We start from the raw sequence: 18,007 nt of genomic DNA on the forward strand, positions 1-18,007 counted from the left end.
TCACGCTACCGACCACCGAAGCGTCACCAGGCAAAACATCAACCAGCAACTTGACGAAAACCATAGGGACACCCCCCCGCGCTCATCGAAACACCTTCCATCTTGACTACATCCGTGTCCTGCATCAGGATTCCTTGTGGACACAATCGTTGTCAACAGCGCCGAGACGTGCCCCCGATCAACGGAGACGGAAACGATGACAGACAAGAACCCCGCTCAGCACCCCGCCTCGAACTACAGCCCGGAGAAATTCGAGCAGGCGATGGACCGCAGGATGCTGAAGAAGGCCCCTCCGAAACTCTTCCGCGGCAACCGCTCTCAGGCCGAGCGGGTCTTCACCGAGGACGAGCTCAACGCCAACGCGCGCACGTGGTTCCAGCAGTTCGAAGAGCAGATCGGCTTCTACGAGAAGCTCGGCCACGACCTGCAGTGGGTGGTCGACTGGACCAAGAAATGGTGGTGGTCGTGGCTGGTCCGCGACTTCGACGTCGTAGCCGAGCTCTGCACCCGGGACGTGACCTACAAGGACCCGGTGTCCTTCGGTAAGACCTTGGTCGGCCTGCAGGAGTTCATCGACTACAACGTCGCGTTCTTCGACGCCATCCCCGACTGGCGCTACGACCCGCTGCCGGGCGAATCCTTCCTTCAGGTCAACCCCGACGGCACCGTGCAGATGATGGTCCGCTACCTCGGCACCGGACACTGGGACGGCCCCCTCAAGGTGTACCCCTTCGACGAGACCGCCGCATCATTGCCCGGCAACGGCGCTTTCATGCAGTGCTCGGCAGTGGACCGCTACTACTGGAACGCCGATCACATGCTGTACAAGGGCGAAACCCTGTGGGACGCCTTCGAAGGACTGCAGGGATCCGGAGTCTTCCCGGAGGCCGGTTCGCTGCCGTTCAAGCTGCTCATGAACGCCCTCAGAGTTCCCAACACGGCCGCCCGGTTGCGCCGCAGTCTTCCCGGCGTGCACTGATCGAGCGTGCGGGCGCGCGTCCACCTCATGCTCCGTGCGCAGTCGCCCACACCGTGCTCGACCTCCACTTTCACGTGGCTCATGGCGAGACCAACCCGAGAGACCCAGCCGGAGAACAGCTCCGGCGTCGATCTCCTCAGCGAAACCGAGATGAAGCGTGCCGATCGAGAAGCATGTCACCTACTGCCGAATCTGCGAGCCCCTCTGCGGCCTGATCGCCACCGTCGAAGACGGCCGGCTCCAGTCGCTCAGGCCTGATCCCGACCATCCGCTCTCCCGGGGGCAGGCCTGTCCCAAGGGCATCGCCTTCACCGATATCCAGAACGACCCCGACCGGGTGCTGCACCCACTGAAGCGCAACGCGGCGGGCGAGTTCGAACGGGTCGCCTGGGAGCAGGCGCTCGACGACATCGCCTCGCGGCTGCGCGGGATCCCGCACGACGAGATCGGAATCTACTTCGGGAATCCGGCCGCCTTCTCCTACTCCCACGCCCTGTGGGCGATCGGCTTCGCCAAGGGGCTCGGGACCAAGCATCTGTACGGCCCGGGTTCCCAAGACACGAACAGCCGTTTCGTGGCCAGCAGCCTGCTCTACGGCAGCGTGGTCCAGCTGCCGTTCCCGGACCTGCCCCGCACCGACTTCCTGCTGATGGTGGGGGCCAACCCGCTCGTCTCCCACGGCAGCGCCGTCTGCGCCCCGCGCATCAAGGACCACCTCTCCGCGATCGTGCGGCGTGGCGGGCGGGTCGTCGTGGTCGACCCGCGACGCACCGAGACCGCGCGCGCCTACGAGCACCTGGCCGTGCGCCCCGACGGCGATGCCTGGCTGCTGCTGTCGCTGCTACACGTCGTATTCGCCGAGGGCCTGGCCGACGAGGCGGCGATCGCCCGCCAGTCGACGGGGATCGACCTGATCCGCACGGCGGCCGCTGCGTACTCCCCGGAGGACACCGAGGCGATCACCGGCGTCCCCGCCGACGATGTCCGCCGCGTCGCCCGCGACTTCGCCGCGGCGCGCAGCGCGGTGGCCTACGGACGCACCGGATCCTGCCTGGGGCGCAATGCCACCCTGGTGTGCTTCCTGATCGACGTGCTCACGCTGGTCACCGGCAATCTCGACCGGGCGGGAGGCGCGCTGTTCTCGCGTGGCGTCATCCCCGCCGAGGACATCGCCGAGCGCGCCGGTATGGCGAGCTACGCCGGCGCGAAGTCGAGGCTGGGCGGCTTCCCCGATGTGCTCGGCGCCTTCCCGGCCGCGCTCATGGCCGACGAGATCACCACACCGGGCAAGGGACGGATGCGCGCGCTCATCGTGACCGCCGGCAACCCGGTCCTGTCGGTACCCGACGGCAAGGCCCTCTCCGAGGCGTTCGGCCGGCTCGATCTGATGGTGTCGATCGACATCTATGTCAACGAGACCAACCGGCACGCCGACTACGTCCTGCCCGCCACCACGTGGCTCGAGCGCGAGGACTACCCCATCGGCGTCTCCTCCGCTGCGCCCACGACATTCATCCAGGCCACCGAGGCCGTCGTCCCGGCCTATGGTGAGGCCCGGCCCGACTGGCAGATCATCGACGACATCGCCCGCCGCGCCGGCATCGGCATGTTCCATATCGGTCCGCTGCGTCGCCTGGCCGGCCTGACCACCAAGGTCCCGATCCGGCTCACGCCGCGGCCGATGATCGAGACCCTCCTCCGCCTGGGTTCGTACGGCGACCGGTTCGGCCTGCGCCGTGGTGGCCTCAACCCGCGGAAGCTGCGGGAGAATCCGCACGGCATCGTGCTCAGCGAGCATGCCGCGACCGGCCGGATCAATGATGCTGTGCGCCACCGCAACCGGAAGGTCCGGCTCGACCCACCCGAGATCGCCGCCGAGCTCGCCCGGCTCACGCCGTATGTCGACGCCGACTTCCCGCTCAAGCTGATCGGCATGCGCGAGCTTCGCTCCCACAATTCCTGGCAGCACAACGCGCCCACCTTGATGAAGGGTAAGCGCCGGCACGCCGCCCGGATCAATCCCGCCGACGCGTCGGCGGCCGGCATCGTCGACGGCGCGCCCGTGCGCATCCGCTCCCGCTACGGAGAGATCGAGACGGTGGCGCTGCTCACCGACGAGGTCGGGCCGGGCACCGTCGCCGTGCCCCATGGGTGGGGACATGAGGGCGGCTCGTGGAAATTGGCCAACAAGTCCGGCGGCGCCAACGTGAACCAGCTGATGTCGACGGCCATCGAGGACATCGAGCGGCTCGCGGGCATGGCTCACCTCAACGGTGTGCCGGTGGTCGTGGAGGCCGGTGAGGACCGGCGCGAGCGCTGAGCTCGGCGAAATCCTCTGCGCCGCAGAGGATCACCGATCAGCGCACGCCACCGGCCGAGCGAGTTTCCGGGGGGAGGCCGGTTCAGGCGCCTTCTGTATCGACCGCCGACCGCACCGGCCCCTCACCCGTCAACGACGCCTCGCGATCATCCGGATCCCCTCCCTGGGACGCAGCGTGAAGGTGGTCTCCGCCTCCACCCGGTGTCCCGGAACGAGGTCGAAGACATAACTCTGGCTCAGCATCGCCGTGAGCATGACGGCCTCGAGCAGGGCGAAGTTGCGGCCGATGCAGATGCGCTTGCCGCCGCCGAACGGCAGATACGACGACCGCGGACGATCCCGATCAGCACCCGGCAGGAACCGTGACGGATCGAAGCGCTCGGGTTCGGGCCAGAAGCGCGGGTCCCGGTGAACATGCTCGATCACGATGGCGACCGTCTCGCCGGCCTCGACCGGATGCCCGCCGATGACGTCGTCCTCGACCGCTTGACGAGTGATCATCCACACCGGCGGGAAGATTCTCATCGCCTCTTCCAGGCACGCTGTCGTCCACTGCAGCTTGGGCACGTCTTCCAAGGTGACCACGCGCTTCTGCAGGACGGAGTCGACTTCGTCCAACATCCGCTGCCGCGCATCGGGATTCGACGCCAGCAGGTACCACAGCCAGCACATCGCGTTCGCGGTGGTTTCGTAGCCGGTCAGCATGAACGAAATCGCCTCGGCCCGAGTGCGTTCGGGAGTCAGCGGACCCTCGTCGTCGGCGACATCCAGCAGCAGGTTGAGCAGATCCGGCGAGTCGGAAGGGTTTTCCATGCGCTCGCGCAGGACTTTGTCGGCCGCACCGTCGATCACCCGGGCGACGCGCTGGAAGCGGCTGAACGGCGGCGGCGTCGGAATCCTGCGGCTGTGCATCACCTTCCACGCGGCCCTGGACATCCACTGCGGCGGGTCGACCAGGAAGAAGATCCGCGACAGCCAGGTCCCCTTGCGCAATCCGTCGGTGATCAGCTCCGCGGTGTCGTCGCCGAAATAGCCGCGGAAGCTCTGGCTGAACAGCGAATGGCCCGCGACCTCCAGCGTCAGGTCGGTCATCAGTCCGACCATCTCGATCTCGCTGCCGTCGGGCCGCTCGTCCAGGGCTTCGCAGAAATCGAGCGTCGTACCCACCATCAGCGGCAACAGCGCGTCGACGTGGCGCTTGGTGAACTTGGGGTTGATCATCTTGCGGTGCCGCGACCAGGAGGGGTCGTCATCGGTGAACAGGCTGAGTCCCAGCACGCCCCGCAGCGGCTCGTAATCCGGCGACTTCGGATAGTTCTCCCGGTGCCGGTGCAGGACGTGGTCGATGTCGTCGGGGTGCTGAATGGACACCCAGCGCCGCTGTCCGATGCGCCACCGTGCGAAATCGTGGCCCTCGAGCCGCGCGACCATGCCGTCCTCGCGCCCGAACCCCTTGCGCAGGACGTCACCGGTCATGGCGAGAGTGCCGAACCGCGTCACGGGCACCACCGCTCGTTCGGCCTGCCGCGGTGCTCCCCCACCGTGATCCACTGGACACACCGGCGACTTCGTTGTCGGCTCCGCGCTCATCGAATCTCTCCTCCATCTTGACTACAACCGTGTCCTGTATCAATATCGCTTGTGGACACAAACGTTGTCAACACGACCGCAGATACGCCCCGGCCGATCAACGGAGACGGAAACGATGGCAGATAAGAGCACCGCCCAGCGCCCTACCTCGAACTATTCCGAGGAGAAGTTCCAACGGGCACTGAAGAAGCGGCGCTGGCGGCAGCCGGCGCCGGAATTCGTCACCGGCAATCGCGGCGAGCCGGTGCGCTCGAGGTCCGAGGATCAACTGACCGCCGACGCGGTGCAATGGTTCGCCGAGTTCGAAGCGAAACTGGCGTTCTACGAGAAGCTGGGGGTCGAGCTGAGCTGGTTGCTCGAGTGGACCAAGAAGTACTGGTGGAGCTGGCTGGAACGCGATATGAGCATCAACCACGAGCTCTACGCACCGGACGTGCGATGGAAGGATGTTTCCTCGTTCGGCCGGACCATGGTCGGGATCGACGAGTTCGTGAAATACAACTTCTGCTTCTTCGACGCCATTCCGGACTGGCGTTACGACCCGATTCCGGGGCAGGTGTATCTCGACGTCACACCGGAAGGACAGGTGCGCTTCGCGGTCCGCTACGTCGGCAGCGGGCATTGGGACGGCCCGCTGCGGCTGTACCCGTACGACGACACGGCCCCGGCGATCCCCGGCACCGGCCGATTCGTCCAGGTCTCGGCCGTGGATCGCTACCACTTCGACAGCTCCGGTCGCATGTTCGAGGGGGAAACGCTGTTCGACATTCTGGATGGACTGCAGTCCTCGATGCTGCTGCCTCGCGACGACAGCTGGCAGTTCCACGCCCTGATGCGTACCGCCGCAGCAGGCGCGACGGTACGAAAGACGCTGGGCCGGTTGGGCACTGGGCGGTAGCCCACCACTGCGAACACGCGGGGCGGGTGACCGCATGCGGCCACGCCGGTATCGGTCACCCAGCCGCGCAGTGTCCGAACGACCGGACCACCCGGCGCGGCCGCCGCGGACACGGCCCCGTCATGAACGCGCGACCTTCGACAGCGTTCGGGCGCGCTACCAGACCGTGTGCAGACAGGTTTCGGCCACCGCGGACAGGATGTCGATCTGATCGTCTCTGCTCAATCCGCTGTCGTATGTCACAGACGATTGGATCGCCGCGATAGCGGCGTAGACCAGGGCTCGGGCCGCGGACTCGCTGAGTTCGGGCCGCAATTCCAGCAGCGTCGTCGTCCAGTCCTCGTTGTAGCGCCGCTGCATTCTGCGCAGGCGCCGCGCGTCCTCGGGCTGCAACGCATTCGACTCGTGGCGGTAGAGCTGGACGTGGCGGCGACGATCCAGGCAGAACTCGATCTGACTGCGGATCAGCCGGCGCATCGTCACCGCGCTGTCGGCGCCTTCGGCCAGGATGTCGTCGGCATCGGCCAGCAGTTGCGTCATCGCATCCTCGAGCAGCGATATGAGAACGGCGTACTTGCTCGAGAAGTGGCGATAGATGCCGGAGCCGACGATGCCCGCGGCCTGACCGACTTCGGCCAGGCTGACGGTGTGAAAGCCGTTGGCCGCGAACAGATCCGCGGCAGCGTCGAGAATTTTCGAGGCTCGTTCGGGGTCGCGGACCCGAGTCGCGGGTTCGTTGTCGACGCGCACGGTGGTGAGCTTGGCGCCCCGCGTCCTGCCGGCGTCAGCCACGACGCCCGTCCAGAAGAGACTCGGGAATCTCGACGAACCGGGAGCGAACGTATTCGCCCAAACCCTTCGCCTGCGGGTCCGGACGCGTGGACGCGGCGACGCCGTCGCCGAGCAGGCCGACGATCACGAAGTTGAGCGCGCGCAGGTTCGCAAGCTCGTAGCGGCGCACCTCGAGGCCCGCCGCCTCCGGGACCAACTCGCGGAAGCGCTCGACGTCGAGCCATGACGTGAGCCAGGAGTACACGTCGTCGTCTCGTGTCCACAGACCCACGTTCGCGTTGCCGCCCTTGTCGCCGGAACGCGCCCCGGCCACCATTCCGAGCGGCACGCGGCGGGTGGGGCCCGCCGGTACCTCGCGGGGCCGCGGTCGGTCGGTGGAAGTCGTTGCGCCGCAAGAGGAGTAGCCCAGGGGCGGATCCGCGATCACGTGACCGGTGCCGTCCGGAAGGGTGACGCGATGCTCGACGAGGTCGCGGCGGACCAACGTGGGCCAGTAGACGCCGAACGCACTGGCGGCTGTGGGCGGCGTGGTGGTGTGCAGACCGGGGTAGCCGCCGACCGCCATGGCGGTCGCGACGCCGGAGAACGCGCGACCGGCCACCCGCTCGTCGGAGCTCTTGACACTGACCCGCAGATGCGCCGTGGCCTCGGCGTTCTTGGCGGCATCGGTGTGATCGAACCGCAGCAGGTCGACGTCGACGGCGTCGAACCGGTCTTCGCCGCCGATGAGTTCGAACATCTGCCGGCGCGCCCAACGCGCCTTTGCCTCGATGTCGAGCCCGGTGATCACGAAGGTCATCGTATTCCGGTACCCGCCGAGGAAGTTCATCGCCACCTTGAGCCGGTCGGGTGGCGCCGACCCGCGGACGCCGCTGATCGATACCCGGTCCGGCCCCTGCTGTGTCAGTTCGACGGTGTCGAAATGGGATACGGCGTCCGGCCCGAGATAGGCGGGCGCGCCGATCTCGTAGAGCAACTGGGCGATGACCGTGCCCGTCGACACCATCCCGCCGGTGCCGGGGTGCTTGGTGATCACCGACGAGCCGTCGGCAGCGACTTCCGCGAGCGGAAATCCGGGATAGCGCCGATCGGTTATCTCCTCGTAAAACGGATAGTTGCCGCCACACGCCTGCGGACCGCACTCGATCACGTGGCCCGCCGCCATCGCACCCGCGATCCGGTCGAAGTCGTCCGGCGCCCAGTCGTGCCACCACGCCGCCGGACCCGAAACCAGAGCCGCGTCGGTGACCCTTCCGGTCACCACCACATCCGCTCCCGCCCGCAGCGCGGCCGTGATGCCCCAGCCACCGAGGTAGGCGTTGGCCGTCACCGGGGCATCGGTGCGATCGGCCAGCGGTCTGCCGGTGTCCAGGTGCGTGAAATCCGCACCGGCCGAACGCATGTCATCGAGCCGACCGGCGATGTCGTCGCCGTCGACGTAGGCGATCTTCGGAGAAAGCCCCAACGTCGCGGCGAGCGTGCCTATCTCGTCGGCCAGCACCGCGGGAGCCAGCCCACCGGCGTTCGCGACGATCCGGATGCCACGGTCCAGACATGTTCCCAATACCTCCTCCACCTGCGTGAGGAAGGTTTTCGCGTAGCCTCCGGACGGATCTCTGTGACGCGCCCGGTAGAGAATGAACATGGTGAGTTCGGCGAGATAGTCGCCGGTGAGTACGTCGATCGGGCCGCCCTCGACCATATCCCGTGCCGCCGAGAGGGTGTCACCGTAGAAGCCCGAGCAGTTGGCGATCCGGACGGCGCGCCGTGGCCGGTGGGCAGCGTGCTCCGGTCGCGGTGCCGAAGTGTGGTCCATGTGCACTCCCATCAGCCTCGGGTCGCATCCGCTGCCGGCGCTCGACCGGGTCCGGGCGGCCCGGCGAATATTTGCGCCAGACCGGCGTACTCCGTCGCCACGGGACCTGCGACGGTCAATCCGAGGTCGTCGCGGTGCCGGCGCTGGGTGACCAGCAGGCAGAAGTCCAGTGCCGACCCGCAGATCCGGTCGGCGGCGTCGTCCGGTCCCCACTGCCACCGCGCTCCGCCCGGTCCGTCGAGTTCGAGCCGCAGCTGTCGCTCGGGCTTCGGGCGGCCGTGCACGACGAAACTCCATGCGACCGTGGCATATCCGAGATGCGCGATATGGCGAAGCCGCGCACTGGTCACCGGCGGCAGCCCCAAGGTGTCGCGGATGTCCAGGCCGTGGGCCCACGTCTCCATCAGGCGCGCGGTCAGCGAGCTGGCAGCGCTCATCGGGGGGCCGAACCATGGGAGTTTCTGCGACGGATCGGCCTGGGCCATCGTCGTCAGGAGTTTGTCCCGTGCGCCGGCGAACCAGGTCAGCAGCTCGGCACCGGTCCGGTCGCGATATCGCGCCGCTACGTATTCGGCGAAATCCTCACCGCGCGCGACCAGTTCGTCCGCCTCCACCCGAAAGCGTTCCGGGTCGGTTGCCGCGAGGGTTGCCGCGTCGTCGAAGTAGGCGAGATGGCTGACCTGGTCGGCGATCGTCCAGCCGGTTGCCGGGGTGGCGAGACGCCATTGATCCGGGCCGAGGGCTTCCAGTACGTCGAGCACTACCGCGCCCTCCGCGCGCAAATCCTCACAAAGAACCGTCGAATCCACACTCATCAGTGGCCCTTCTCCTCGATGACGGCGAGCACCGCGCCGCCTTCGACCGTGGATCCGACCTCGATCGGCAGGCTGGTCACCAGACCGTCGTAGGGCGCGGTGACCGTGTGCTCCATCTTCATGGCTTCCAGCACCACCACGACAGCGCCCGCCGCGACCGGATCCCCCACGTCGACGGCCGTCCGGATCACGGTGGCGTGCATCGGGGCGAGCAGCGATCCCGCCTCCTGCGTATCGGCGGGGTCGGTGAACCGGGGTGATTCGATCAGCGTCGACGAGCCCAGTCCGCTGTCGACGTATTCGGTGTCGGCCACGCGAGACGATCGCACCACGGTCCGCACACCGTCGACGCTGAGATCGATTCGCCCACAGTCACAGTCGTGTACCACGACCGTGTGTTCGTCGTCGTCGACGCTGACCACACCGCGCCGCAGGTCGTAGGCGATGCGGTGTTCGGCATCGTCGTCGGTTCGAAACGCCGCCCAGGCGGCGCTGCTCGGCACATTGCGCCATCCGGCCGGCAGCTGAGGCAATATGCCGACGCCGCCTCTCCGGCGCGCCGCTCCGATCAGGGCAGCGGCGATCAGGTGCACGACTTCGGCACGTGGGTCGTTGCTGCGACTCATGGCGACATGGTCGTGGCGGTCCAGATAGCCGGTGTCGATCGCACCGGCCCGGAATTCGGGCTCGCGCAGGATCGATACCAGCAGTTGACGATTCGTGGTCACACCATGCACAACCGTCTCCGCCAGCGCCCGGCCCAGGCGGCGCACCGCCTGCTCACGATCGGCTCCGTGCGCGATGACCTTCGCGAGCATCGGGTCGTAGTGCACGCCGACCCGCGAGCCGGAGCGGATACCGGAGTCGACCCGGATTCCCGGCAGGTCGGGCACCTCGAAGCGGTGCACCGTGCCGGTCGAGGGCAGATAGCCCGCCGCTACATCCTCCGCGTAGAGCCGCACTTCCACCGCGTGTCCGCGCAGCGTCGGCGAAAGTACTTCGGGCGGTAGCGGTTTGCCTTCGGCGACCAGCAGCTGCGCGCGGACCAGGTCGGTCCCGGTCACCGCCTCGGTGACGGGGTGCTCGACCTGCAGACGGGTGTTGACTTCCAGGAAATAGAAGTCGCCGGCCGGATCCATGACGAATTCGACGGTCCCCGCACCTCGGTACCCGATGGCGCGCGCCGCGTCGACCGCGGCGCTACCGAGTTTGTCGCGCAGGCTCTCGTCGACTGCCGACGAGGGCGCCTCCTCGATGATCTTCTGGTAGCGACGCTGGATCGAGCACTCGCGCTCGAACAGGTGCACCGTATTGCCGTGATCGTCGGCGAAGACCTGGACTTCGATATGCCGCGGCCGCTCGACGTAGTGCTCGAGAAAGACCGCACCGTTGCCGAAAGCGGAAGCGGCTTCGCTCTGGGCGCGTTCGACGGCTTCCGGCAGCGACCCGAGCTCACGGACGATGCGCATGCCGCGGCCGCCACCCCCGTATGAGGCTTTCACCAGCAGCGGCAATTCCAGCGCCGCGGCGGCCTCCAGGAGTGGGCGGCCCCCGACCGTCCCGTCGGAGTCGACCACGAGGCCGTTGAGCACCGGTACTCCGGCGGCGGCCATCAGCTCCTTGGCCGCCGTTTTCGAACCCATCGTCTCGATGGCCTCGGGCGGCGGGCCGACGAACACGATCCCCGCCTCGGCGCAGGAACGCGCGAATTCCGCGTTCTCCGAGAGGAACCCGTATCCGGGATGGATGGCATCGGCGCCGGTCCGCTGCGCCGCGCGGATGATGAGATCGCCGCGAAGATAGGTGTCCGCCGGCGCCGAGCCGGGGAGAGCCACGGCCTCGTCGGCGAGCGTGACGAACGGTGCCGCCGCATCGGCGTCGGAGTAGACCGCGACCGTCGCGATATCCATATCGCGGGCGGTACGGATCACGCGCTCGGCGATTTCCGCGCGATTGGCGATGAGAAGTTTGTGAATCATGTGCTCACATCCTGAAGACGCCGTAGCCACGGCGGCCCTCAACCGGTCCGGAATGCGCAGCCGACAGTGCGATACCGAGTACAGTTCGCGTGTCGCGTGGGTCCAGGACGCCGTCGTCGTAGACCTTGCCGCTGATGAAGAAGGAATGTGATTCCGCGGCAATCTGCGCTTCGATCTCCTGGCGTCGACGCGTATCCGCTTGTTCGTCGAACTCTCGTCCCGAACTCGCCGCCGCGGCCTTGCCGACGATCGAGAGCACTCCCGCCAATTGGGCCGCGCCCATCACCGCGAGTTTGGCGCCGACCCAGGCGAACATGAACCGGGGACCATAGGCCCGGCCGGACATGCCGTAGTTGCCCGCCCCGAACGAGGCGGCCATGTTGATGGTGAAATGCGGGACCGTGCTGTTGGTGACGGCGTTGATCATCTTCGCGCCGTCTTTGATGATGCCGCGTTGCTCGTAGGTGGTCCCCACCATGTATCCGGTGGTGTTCTGCAGGAAGACCAGCGGGGTGTCGGTCTGGTTGGCCAGCAGGATGAACTCGGTGGCCTTCTCCGCTTCCTCGCTGAACAGAACGCCGTTGGCGTTGGCCAGGATTCCGACGGGAAATCCGTGGATGGATGCCCACCCGGTGACCAGGCTCGTGCCGTACTCGGGCTTGTACTCACCGAAGCGTGAGCCGTCCACGACGCGAGCGATGACTTCGCGCGGGTCGAACGGCACCCGGAAGTCCGCGGGCGCGATGCCGAGAAGTTCCTCGCAATCGTAGAGCGGTGGGTCGGCGGGCAACGTCGGTCCGGGACCCCGCTTGCGCCAATTGAGTTCGGAGACGATCCGGCGGCCGATGCGGATGGCGTCGTGCTCGTCCACCGCGAAATGGTCGGCGAGGCCGGACACGCGGGCATGCATCGCGGCGCCGCCGAGATCCTCGTCGTCGGCGTCCTCGCCGGTCGCCATCTTCACCAGCGGCGGGCCGCCGAGGAACACCTTCGCCTGCTGGTCGACGAGGACGGCGTGATCACACATGCCCGGCACGTACGCGCCGCCGGCGGTGGAGTTGCCGAAAACCAATGCGATCGTGGGGATTCCGCGGGCCGACAGGTCACTGAGGTCGTGGAAGATCTGACCGGCCTGAACGAACAGATTGGCCTGGTTGGGCAGGTCGGCGCCGCCCGATTCCACCAGATTGATCACCGGAAGGCGGTTGGTGCGCGCGATGTCGAGCGCACGCAACGTCTTCTTCAACGACCACGGGTTCATCGCACCGCTGCGCACGGTCGGGTCGTGCGCGATGATCGCCACCTCGACGCCTGCGACGACTCCGATACCGGTGACGACACTCGCACCGGTGGTGAACTCGGTGCCCCAGGCGGCCAGGCTCGACAGCTCGAGGAAATGAGCATCGCGATCCAGTAGCAACTCGATGCGTTCGCGAGCGAGCAGCCGTCCACGTTCGTGGTGCCGGCGGATGTATCGTTCGCCGCCACCGGCACGTGCCAGATCGAGCTGGCTGTTCAACTCCGCGAGGTTGCGGAGCTGGGCCTCTCGATTGGCGGCGAAGGTTTCGGACGTGGTGTCGAGCCGAGAGCGAAGAGGACTGGTCTCGGACCGCGTGGTCGTGCTCATGTAGCTCCTTCTCCGACGCGGACGTGTACACCGCCACCGGTCCCCACAGTTAGTAAATTGAGATTCACTTCGACAGAAGTTAACACGGATTCAGCGGCCCACACAACAGGCCGTCTCCGCATCGCCGGCAGCTCTCCGCCGCTGTGACGACCCGGCTCTCGACAGCGGTAGCCGGACATCACCGGCGGCTGGAACGACGCACAACACCCTCATCGGCACGTCGAACGGCACATAATCCTCTCTCGTACAATAGAACTCGTTCAAGTGGCGAGGATCAGATGCCGAGCCCGTGTCGATTCGACAAGCCGGGCCGAGAACCAGGGGCGACACCGAGAGCCTCATCACGCTGTCCAAACCCGAGGGCCCGGCACCACGCTCGAGAACCGCAACGACCATTCACCAGAAGGAAGAGGTTTCTCCGCTTCCGAAGTGAATCGAGTCACAACTATACCTATTTGCCCAGCTCAGTCCCCATCGCTGTTACTCCGAGCGATGAGGTCTATCGTTTTTAGTGAATTCGAAGTAACTTACTATTCTGCGGACGACCGGACGGCGACGATGCCCGATCGGCCCCTCGCCGCCAGACCGCCCTCGCCGCGCCCACGCCGTCGACGTCGTCGTCGCCAGGCTCCGGACGAGGCGGCACATCCTCCACCGACCACATCGAAAAGCGCTGGCGCGCAACACCTTTACGGGGACCCAGCGAGTTCCGCCATACCGACTGCGAAGGAGCACTGATGGAATTCATCGAAACCGAACACGAGGCCGCGCTGCGTGCGGGCGTGGCCGCCGTAGTCCGGAAGTTCGGCGGTGACTACTACGCCGAGAAGGCCCGGACGGGCGAGCCCACCACCGAACTGTGGCAGGCGCTGGGCGATGCGGGTTTCATCGGTGTCAACCTGCCGGAGGAGTACGGCGGCGGCGCGGCAGGGCTCGCCGAACTCACGGTGGTGTGCGAGGAATCGGCCGCCGCCGGCTGTCCGCTGCTACTGCTGCTGGTATCCGCCGCGATCTGCGGTGAGGTGATCACCCGTTACGGCACCGATGAGCAGCGGGCGCGGTGGCTGCCGCCGCTTGCCGCGGGGCGAACCAAGATGGCCTTCGCGATCACCGAACCCGACGCCGGCTCCAATTCGCACCGCATCGCCACCAGCGCCGAACGCGACGGCGACGAGTGGGTGCTGCGCGGTACCAAGTACTACATCTCGGGCGTGGACGAAGCCGACGCGATCCTCGTGGTCACACGCACCGGAATCGATCCCCAGAGCGGACGTGGACGCCTGTCGCTGTTCATCGTGGACGCCGACGCGCCCAACCTGGTGTGCCAGCAGTTGCCGGTCGCCGCCCAGTTGCCCGAGAAACAGTTCACCCTGTTCTTCGACGGCGTCCGGGTCGGCGCCGATCGGCTCGTCGGAAGCGAAGGCGATGGATTCGTCCAGGTCTTCCATGGACTCAATCCCGAACGTATCGTCGGCGCGGCGCTGTGCGTCGGCATCGGGCGTTACGCACTGCAGCGAGCGGCCGACTACGCCCGCAACCGTTCCGTATGGGGCACTCCCATCGCGACTCATCAGGGTGTCTCACATGCCTTGGCGAAGGCCAAGATCGAGGTCGAGACTGCCGCACTGATCACCGCACGCGCCGCGTGGCTGCACGACCAGGGTCAACCCGCCGGCGAAGCGGCGAACATGGCCAAATACGCCGCGGCGGAAGCCGCACTGGCCGCCGTGGACGCGGCGATTCAGACCCACGGCGGCAACGGGATGTCGGTGGAGTACGGCTTGATCCCCCTCTGGGGTCTCGCGCGCCTGCTGCGCATCGCGCCGGTGAACCGCGAGATGGTCCTCAACTACATCGCCCAGCACAGCCTGGGCCTGCCGAAATCCTACTGACCCGGCCGTCGAGTCGAACCACACTCACCCCTCGATCCTGGAGCACACCGTGACGCGACCGTCCTCCTCCGATGCTCATCCACACCTGCTGGCCCCGTTGCGGCTCGGCCCGGTCACGCTGCCCAACCGCATGGTGATGGGCGCCATCCACACCCGCCTGGAAACCGTCGATCGGCCGGCGGAGCGACTGGCCGCCTTCTACGCCGAACGAGCCCGAGGCGGGATCGGCCTCATCATCACCGGCGCCTATTCGCCACATCCGGACGGCCGCTTCGACGCCCACGATTCCGGTGTCATCGACGACGCGCACGAGCTCGATACCCACCGTGCGGTATGCACCGCGGTGCACGATGCCGGCTCCTCGATCGTGCTGCAGCTCCTGCACGGCGGCCGCTACGCCAAGGTGCCCGAGTGTGTGGGCCCGTCCGCGCAACGCGCCGCTATCAACCGATACGCGCCACGGGTACTCGACACGGCGGAGATCTGGGAGATCATCGCCCAGTACGTCCGCGCCGCCGAACTGGCGCGCGAGGCCGGCTACGACGGAGTCGAGATCATGGGCTCCGAGGGCTATCTCGTCAACGAGTTCATCTCACCCCGAACCAACGATCGCACCGACGAGTTCGGCGCCGATCTCGACGGCCGGCTCCGATTGCCGGTGGAGATCGTGCGCCGCATCCGCGAGCGTCTGGGCCCCGATTTCCTTCTGATCTACCGCATTTCGGCGATAGACCTCGTCGAGGACGGCATGACCGGTGACGAGATCACCGAACTCGCCCGCCGTGTCGAGGCGGCCGGCGCCGACGCCGTCAACACCGGCATCGGCTGGCACGAATCCACGGTGCCCACCATTGCCGCCGGCGTTCCACGAGCGGCCTGGGCCTTCGCCATCCGGCGCGTCAAGGCCGCGGTGACGGTGCCCGTGATCGCCTCCAATCGGATCAACGACCCGGACGTGGCGGAGACCCTGCTCGCCGACGGGACCGCGGACCTGGTGTCCATGGCCCGGCCACTGCTGGCCGATCCCGCCTTCGCGGCCAAGGTCCGCACCGGCCGGACCGACGAGATCAACACGTGCATCGCCTGCAACCAGGCATGCCTGGACCGGATCTTCACCGACCGCACCGCCTCCTGCATGGTCAATCCGCGGGCCGGACGCGAGATCGAGTTCATCACCGAAACCGCTGCCGTCCGTAAGCGAATCGGGGTGGTCGGCGGCGGACCGGCCGGGATGGCCTATGCCCTCACCGCGGCCGAACGCGGCCACGCGGTCACGCTCTACGACGCGGCCGACGAGCTCGGCGGGCAGTGGAACATGGCCAGGAAGGTCCCCGGCAAATCCGAGTTCGACCAGGCGATCCGCTACTACCGGGTTCGTCTGCAGCGTGTCGGTGTCGACGTGCGCCTGGGCAAACCGGTCGGCGCCGAGGAGCTGGCCGGCGAAGACTACGACCACATTGTTGCGGCCACGGGCGTGACACCACGGCAACCGGATATCCCCGGCATCGACCATCCTCACGTCGTTTCCTACGTCGACGTCCTCACCGGCCGGGTGACCCCGGGGCGGCGGGTAGCCATCATCGGGGCCGGTGGTATCGGATTCGACACCGCCGAATTCCTCGTAGGCAATCCGCAACTCGCCCTCGACGCCGAGATGTTCCTGCGCGAATGGGGTGTGGCCGAAGCCGATTCGGGTCTGCGCGGCGACGTCACGAGCCCGCCGGCGAACCACCGGCCCGCCCACGACATCACCATGTTCCAGCGCACATTCGAACCGATGGGCCGTGGTCTCGGCAAGACCACCGGCTGGATCCTGCGCAGCCGGCTGCGCAAGGCGGGTGTCGCCCAGATCACCGGAGCGCGATACGAGGGGATCGACGACCGGGGTTTGCGTTACCGCATCGCCGGGGAGACCTATGTCCACGCCTGCGACACCGTCGTCGTGTGCGCGGGCCAGGAGAGCAACCGCTCGCTGCATCGCGCGCTCACCGAACGGGGCATCGACGCTCAGCTGATCGGTGGCGCACACGTGGCCGCCGAACTGGACGCCGTCGGGGCCATCGACGAAGCCACCCGCGCCGCGCTGACGGTCTGACACGCCGGGCCGCCGCCACCGAGCGGAGAAGGGCATTTCGGCCCTGTCGACACCCGACAGCGGACGGCACTCTCGAACGAAGAAAGGTCTGTCGGAGCGGGGTGCCGACGCAGAAGAAAGTCGAGGTGCCGGTGATGCTGGGCGAACTGAAGGATTCACAGATCGAGTCGGTGCTGCGCAGCGAGGTGGTCGGGCGTATCGGCTGCCTCAGCGACGGCCACGTGTACGTCGTCCCCGTCACCTACGTCTACGACGGCGAGTGTGTGTACGGGCATTCGGCCGACGGAGACAAGCTGCGCGCGATGCGCGCCCACCCGGATGTCTGCTTCGAGGTCGAGCACGTGGACAATCTGGCGAACTGGCAGAGCGTGATCGCCTGGGGGACGTTCGAAGAACTCAGCGGGCCGGACGCCGAGGCGGGCATGCGATTGCTCGTCGACCGGCTGCTGCCGCTGCTGTCCAGCAGTACGAGTCCACCGGAACACGACGCGGGGTCGGCCGGCGGCGGCCACGCGTCGGTCTACCGAATCCGGCTCGGGCGGCGAACCGGCCGTTTCGAAAAACGCTGACCGGCAACGGCATCGGCGAGGACACCGGGCGTCACTTCAGTGGCAGCGCACCGTCCATACCGCCGACATCGGTGATCTTCCAGCCGGAATTCCGGTCCAGAGCGACGTTGTAGGTGACCGTGGTCTGGCCGCCCTGCGGTGTCTGCACACTGGTGGAGGAGACGTTGAGGAACACGTCGACCTTGTAGACGCCGTTCGACTCCGACATCACCTTCGCGGTGATCGGCTGCGCGGTCGAATTCCATTGCAGCGGGGTGAGAATCGCCTCCAGTTGCGGCGCGGTGGCCTTGAACTTGTCCGCGAGCTGCGCGGAGGTGCCGGCCTGGAGTTTGCCGAGCCAGGCGTTGGCATTCTTGTAGTCGATCGTCGAGGCGCCCACCGCGTAGTCGGAGGCGACCTGCTCGGCCTTGGCACGGTCACTGTCGGCCGCCTCGCGCGCGGAGATATCGCCGCGCGCCGACCACAGGAAGGTGGCGAGGACCGCGATCGCGGCGGCCGCGACCAGGGCGACAACCGCGGTCGCCACCGTGGACAGTCGCAGTGAGACGGTCCGTCGCGTACTCCGCGACGACGCAGCAGGGGCGTCGTCGGGTGTGCCGGTCTTCGGGTCGAGGGTTTCGGTTGCCATTGTCGCT

The 18,007-nt window shown here is 67.1% G+C and carries 13 protein-coding genes; 6 read left to right on the plus strand and 7 right to left on the minus strand.

Going from position 1 to position 18,007, the window contains the following annotated elements:
• Positions 1-196: 196 nt before the first annotated feature.
• The gene (locus tag A5780_RS20650) at positions 197-979 is read left to right on the plus strand and encodes a nuclear transport factor 2 family protein (RefSeq protein ID WP_064909319.1); all 783 of its coding nucleotides are present in this window, start codon (positions 197-199) and stop codon (positions 977-979) included.
• Positions 980-1,136: 157 nt separating this feature from the next.
• Positions 1,137-3,299 (plus strand): molybdopterin-dependent oxidoreductase, encoded by a 2,163-nt coding sequence (locus A5780_RS20655; protein WP_064909320.1) that lies wholly within the window; start codon positions 1,137-1,139, stop codon positions 3,297-3,299.
• A 129-nt stretch (positions 3,300-3,428) separates the two neighbouring features.
• Here A5780_RS20655 and A5780_RS20660 read toward each other — a convergent pair whose 3' ends face one another.
• Positions 3,429-4,805, minus strand: a complete 1,377-nt coding sequence (locus A5780_RS20660; RefSeq protein ID WP_181068603.1) for a cytochrome P450 — start codon at positions 4,803-4,805, stop codon at positions 3,429-3,431.
• Between the two features lie 199 nt (positions 4,806-5,004).
• Between A5780_RS20660 and A5780_RS20665 the strand changes: the two genes are divergently transcribed.
• Positions 5,005-5,787: a nuclear transport factor 2 family protein gene (locus tag A5780_RS20665; protein WP_064909321.1), complete on the plus strand. Its 783-nt coding sequence runs from the start codon at positions 5,005-5,007 to the stop codon at positions 5,785-5,787.
• Between the two features lie 156 nt (positions 5,788-5,943).
• Here A5780_RS20665 and A5780_RS20670 read toward each other — a convergent pair whose 3' ends face one another.
• The 5 genes from A5780_RS20670 to A5780_RS20690 are packed head-to-tail and all read right to left on the minus strand — an operon-like array spanning position 5,944 to position 12,816.
• Positions 5,944-6,579, minus strand: coding sequence for a TetR/AcrR family transcriptional regulator (locus A5780_RS20670; protein ID WP_082976609.1), 636 nt, complete (start codon positions 6,577-6,579; stop codon positions 5,944-5,946).
• Positions 6,572-8,395 carry an acyclic terpene utilization AtuA family protein gene (locus A5780_RS20675; RefSeq protein ID WP_064909350.1) on the minus strand — a complete coding sequence of 608 codons (1,824 nt, stop codon included), beginning with the start codon at positions 8,393-8,395 and terminating at the stop codon, positions 6,572-6,574. The genes A5780_RS20670 and A5780_RS20675 overlap by 8 nt, the downstream gene beginning before the upstream one ends.
• Before the next feature lie 11 nt (positions 8,396-8,406).
• Positions 8,407-9,210 carry a TIGR03084 family metal-binding protein gene (locus A5780_RS20680; protein ID WP_064909322.1) on the minus strand — a complete coding sequence of 268 codons (804 nt, stop codon included), beginning with the start codon at positions 9,208-9,210 and terminating at the stop codon, positions 8,407-8,409.
• Complete coding sequence (locus tag A5780_RS20685; protein ID WP_064909323.1) at positions 9,210-11,189, minus strand: biotin carboxylase N-terminal domain-containing protein; 1,980 nt, start codon at positions 11,187-11,189, stop codon at positions 9,210-9,212. Before A5780_RS20685 ends, A5780_RS20680 begins: the two co-directional genes overlap by 1 nt.
• A gap of 4 nt (positions 11,190-11,193) precedes the next feature.
• A complete protein-coding gene (locus A5780_RS20690; RefSeq protein ID WP_064909324.1) occupies positions 11,194-12,816 on the minus strand; it encodes an acyl-CoA carboxylase subunit beta in 1,623 nt (540 codons plus the stop codon).
• 737 nt (positions 12,817-13,553) lie between these two features.
• Here A5780_RS20690 and A5780_RS20695 point away from each other — a divergent pair.
• The 3 genes from A5780_RS20695 to A5780_RS20705 all read left to right on the plus strand — a co-directional run bounded on the left by A5780_RS20695 (position 13,554) and on the right by A5780_RS20705 (position 17,372).
• On the plus strand, positions 13,554-14,708 hold the full coding sequence (locus A5780_RS20695) for an acyl-CoA dehydrogenase family protein (RefSeq protein WP_064909325.1): 1,155 nt from the start codon (positions 13,554-13,556) through the stop codon (positions 14,706-14,708).
• Between the two features lie 49 nt (positions 14,709-14,757).
• Positions 14,758-16,803 (plus strand): NADPH-dependent 2,4-dienoyl-CoA reductase, encoded by a 2,046-nt coding sequence (locus tag A5780_RS20700; protein WP_064909326.1) that lies wholly within the window; start codon positions 14,758-14,760, stop codon positions 16,801-16,803.
• Between the two features lie 101 nt (positions 16,804-16,904).
• Complete coding sequence (locus A5780_RS20705; RefSeq protein WP_231983032.1) at positions 16,905-17,372, plus strand: pyridoxamine 5'-phosphate oxidase family protein; 468 nt, start codon at positions 16,905-16,907, stop codon at positions 17,370-17,372.
• Positions 17,373-17,403: 31 nt separating this feature from the next.
• Here A5780_RS20705 and A5780_RS20710 read toward each other — a convergent pair whose 3' ends face one another.
• Positions 17,404-18,000, minus strand: a complete 597-nt coding sequence (locus A5780_RS20710) for a hypothetical protein (protein ID WP_064909327.1) — start codon at positions 17,998-18,000, stop codon at positions 17,404-17,406.
• Positions 18,001-18,007: the final 7 nt, after the last annotated feature.

Source organism: Nocardia sp. 852002-20019_SCH5090214, assembly GCF_001665865.1.
GTDB lineage: Bacteria > Actinomycetota > Actinomycetes > Mycobacteriales > Mycobacteriaceae > Nocardia > Nocardia nova.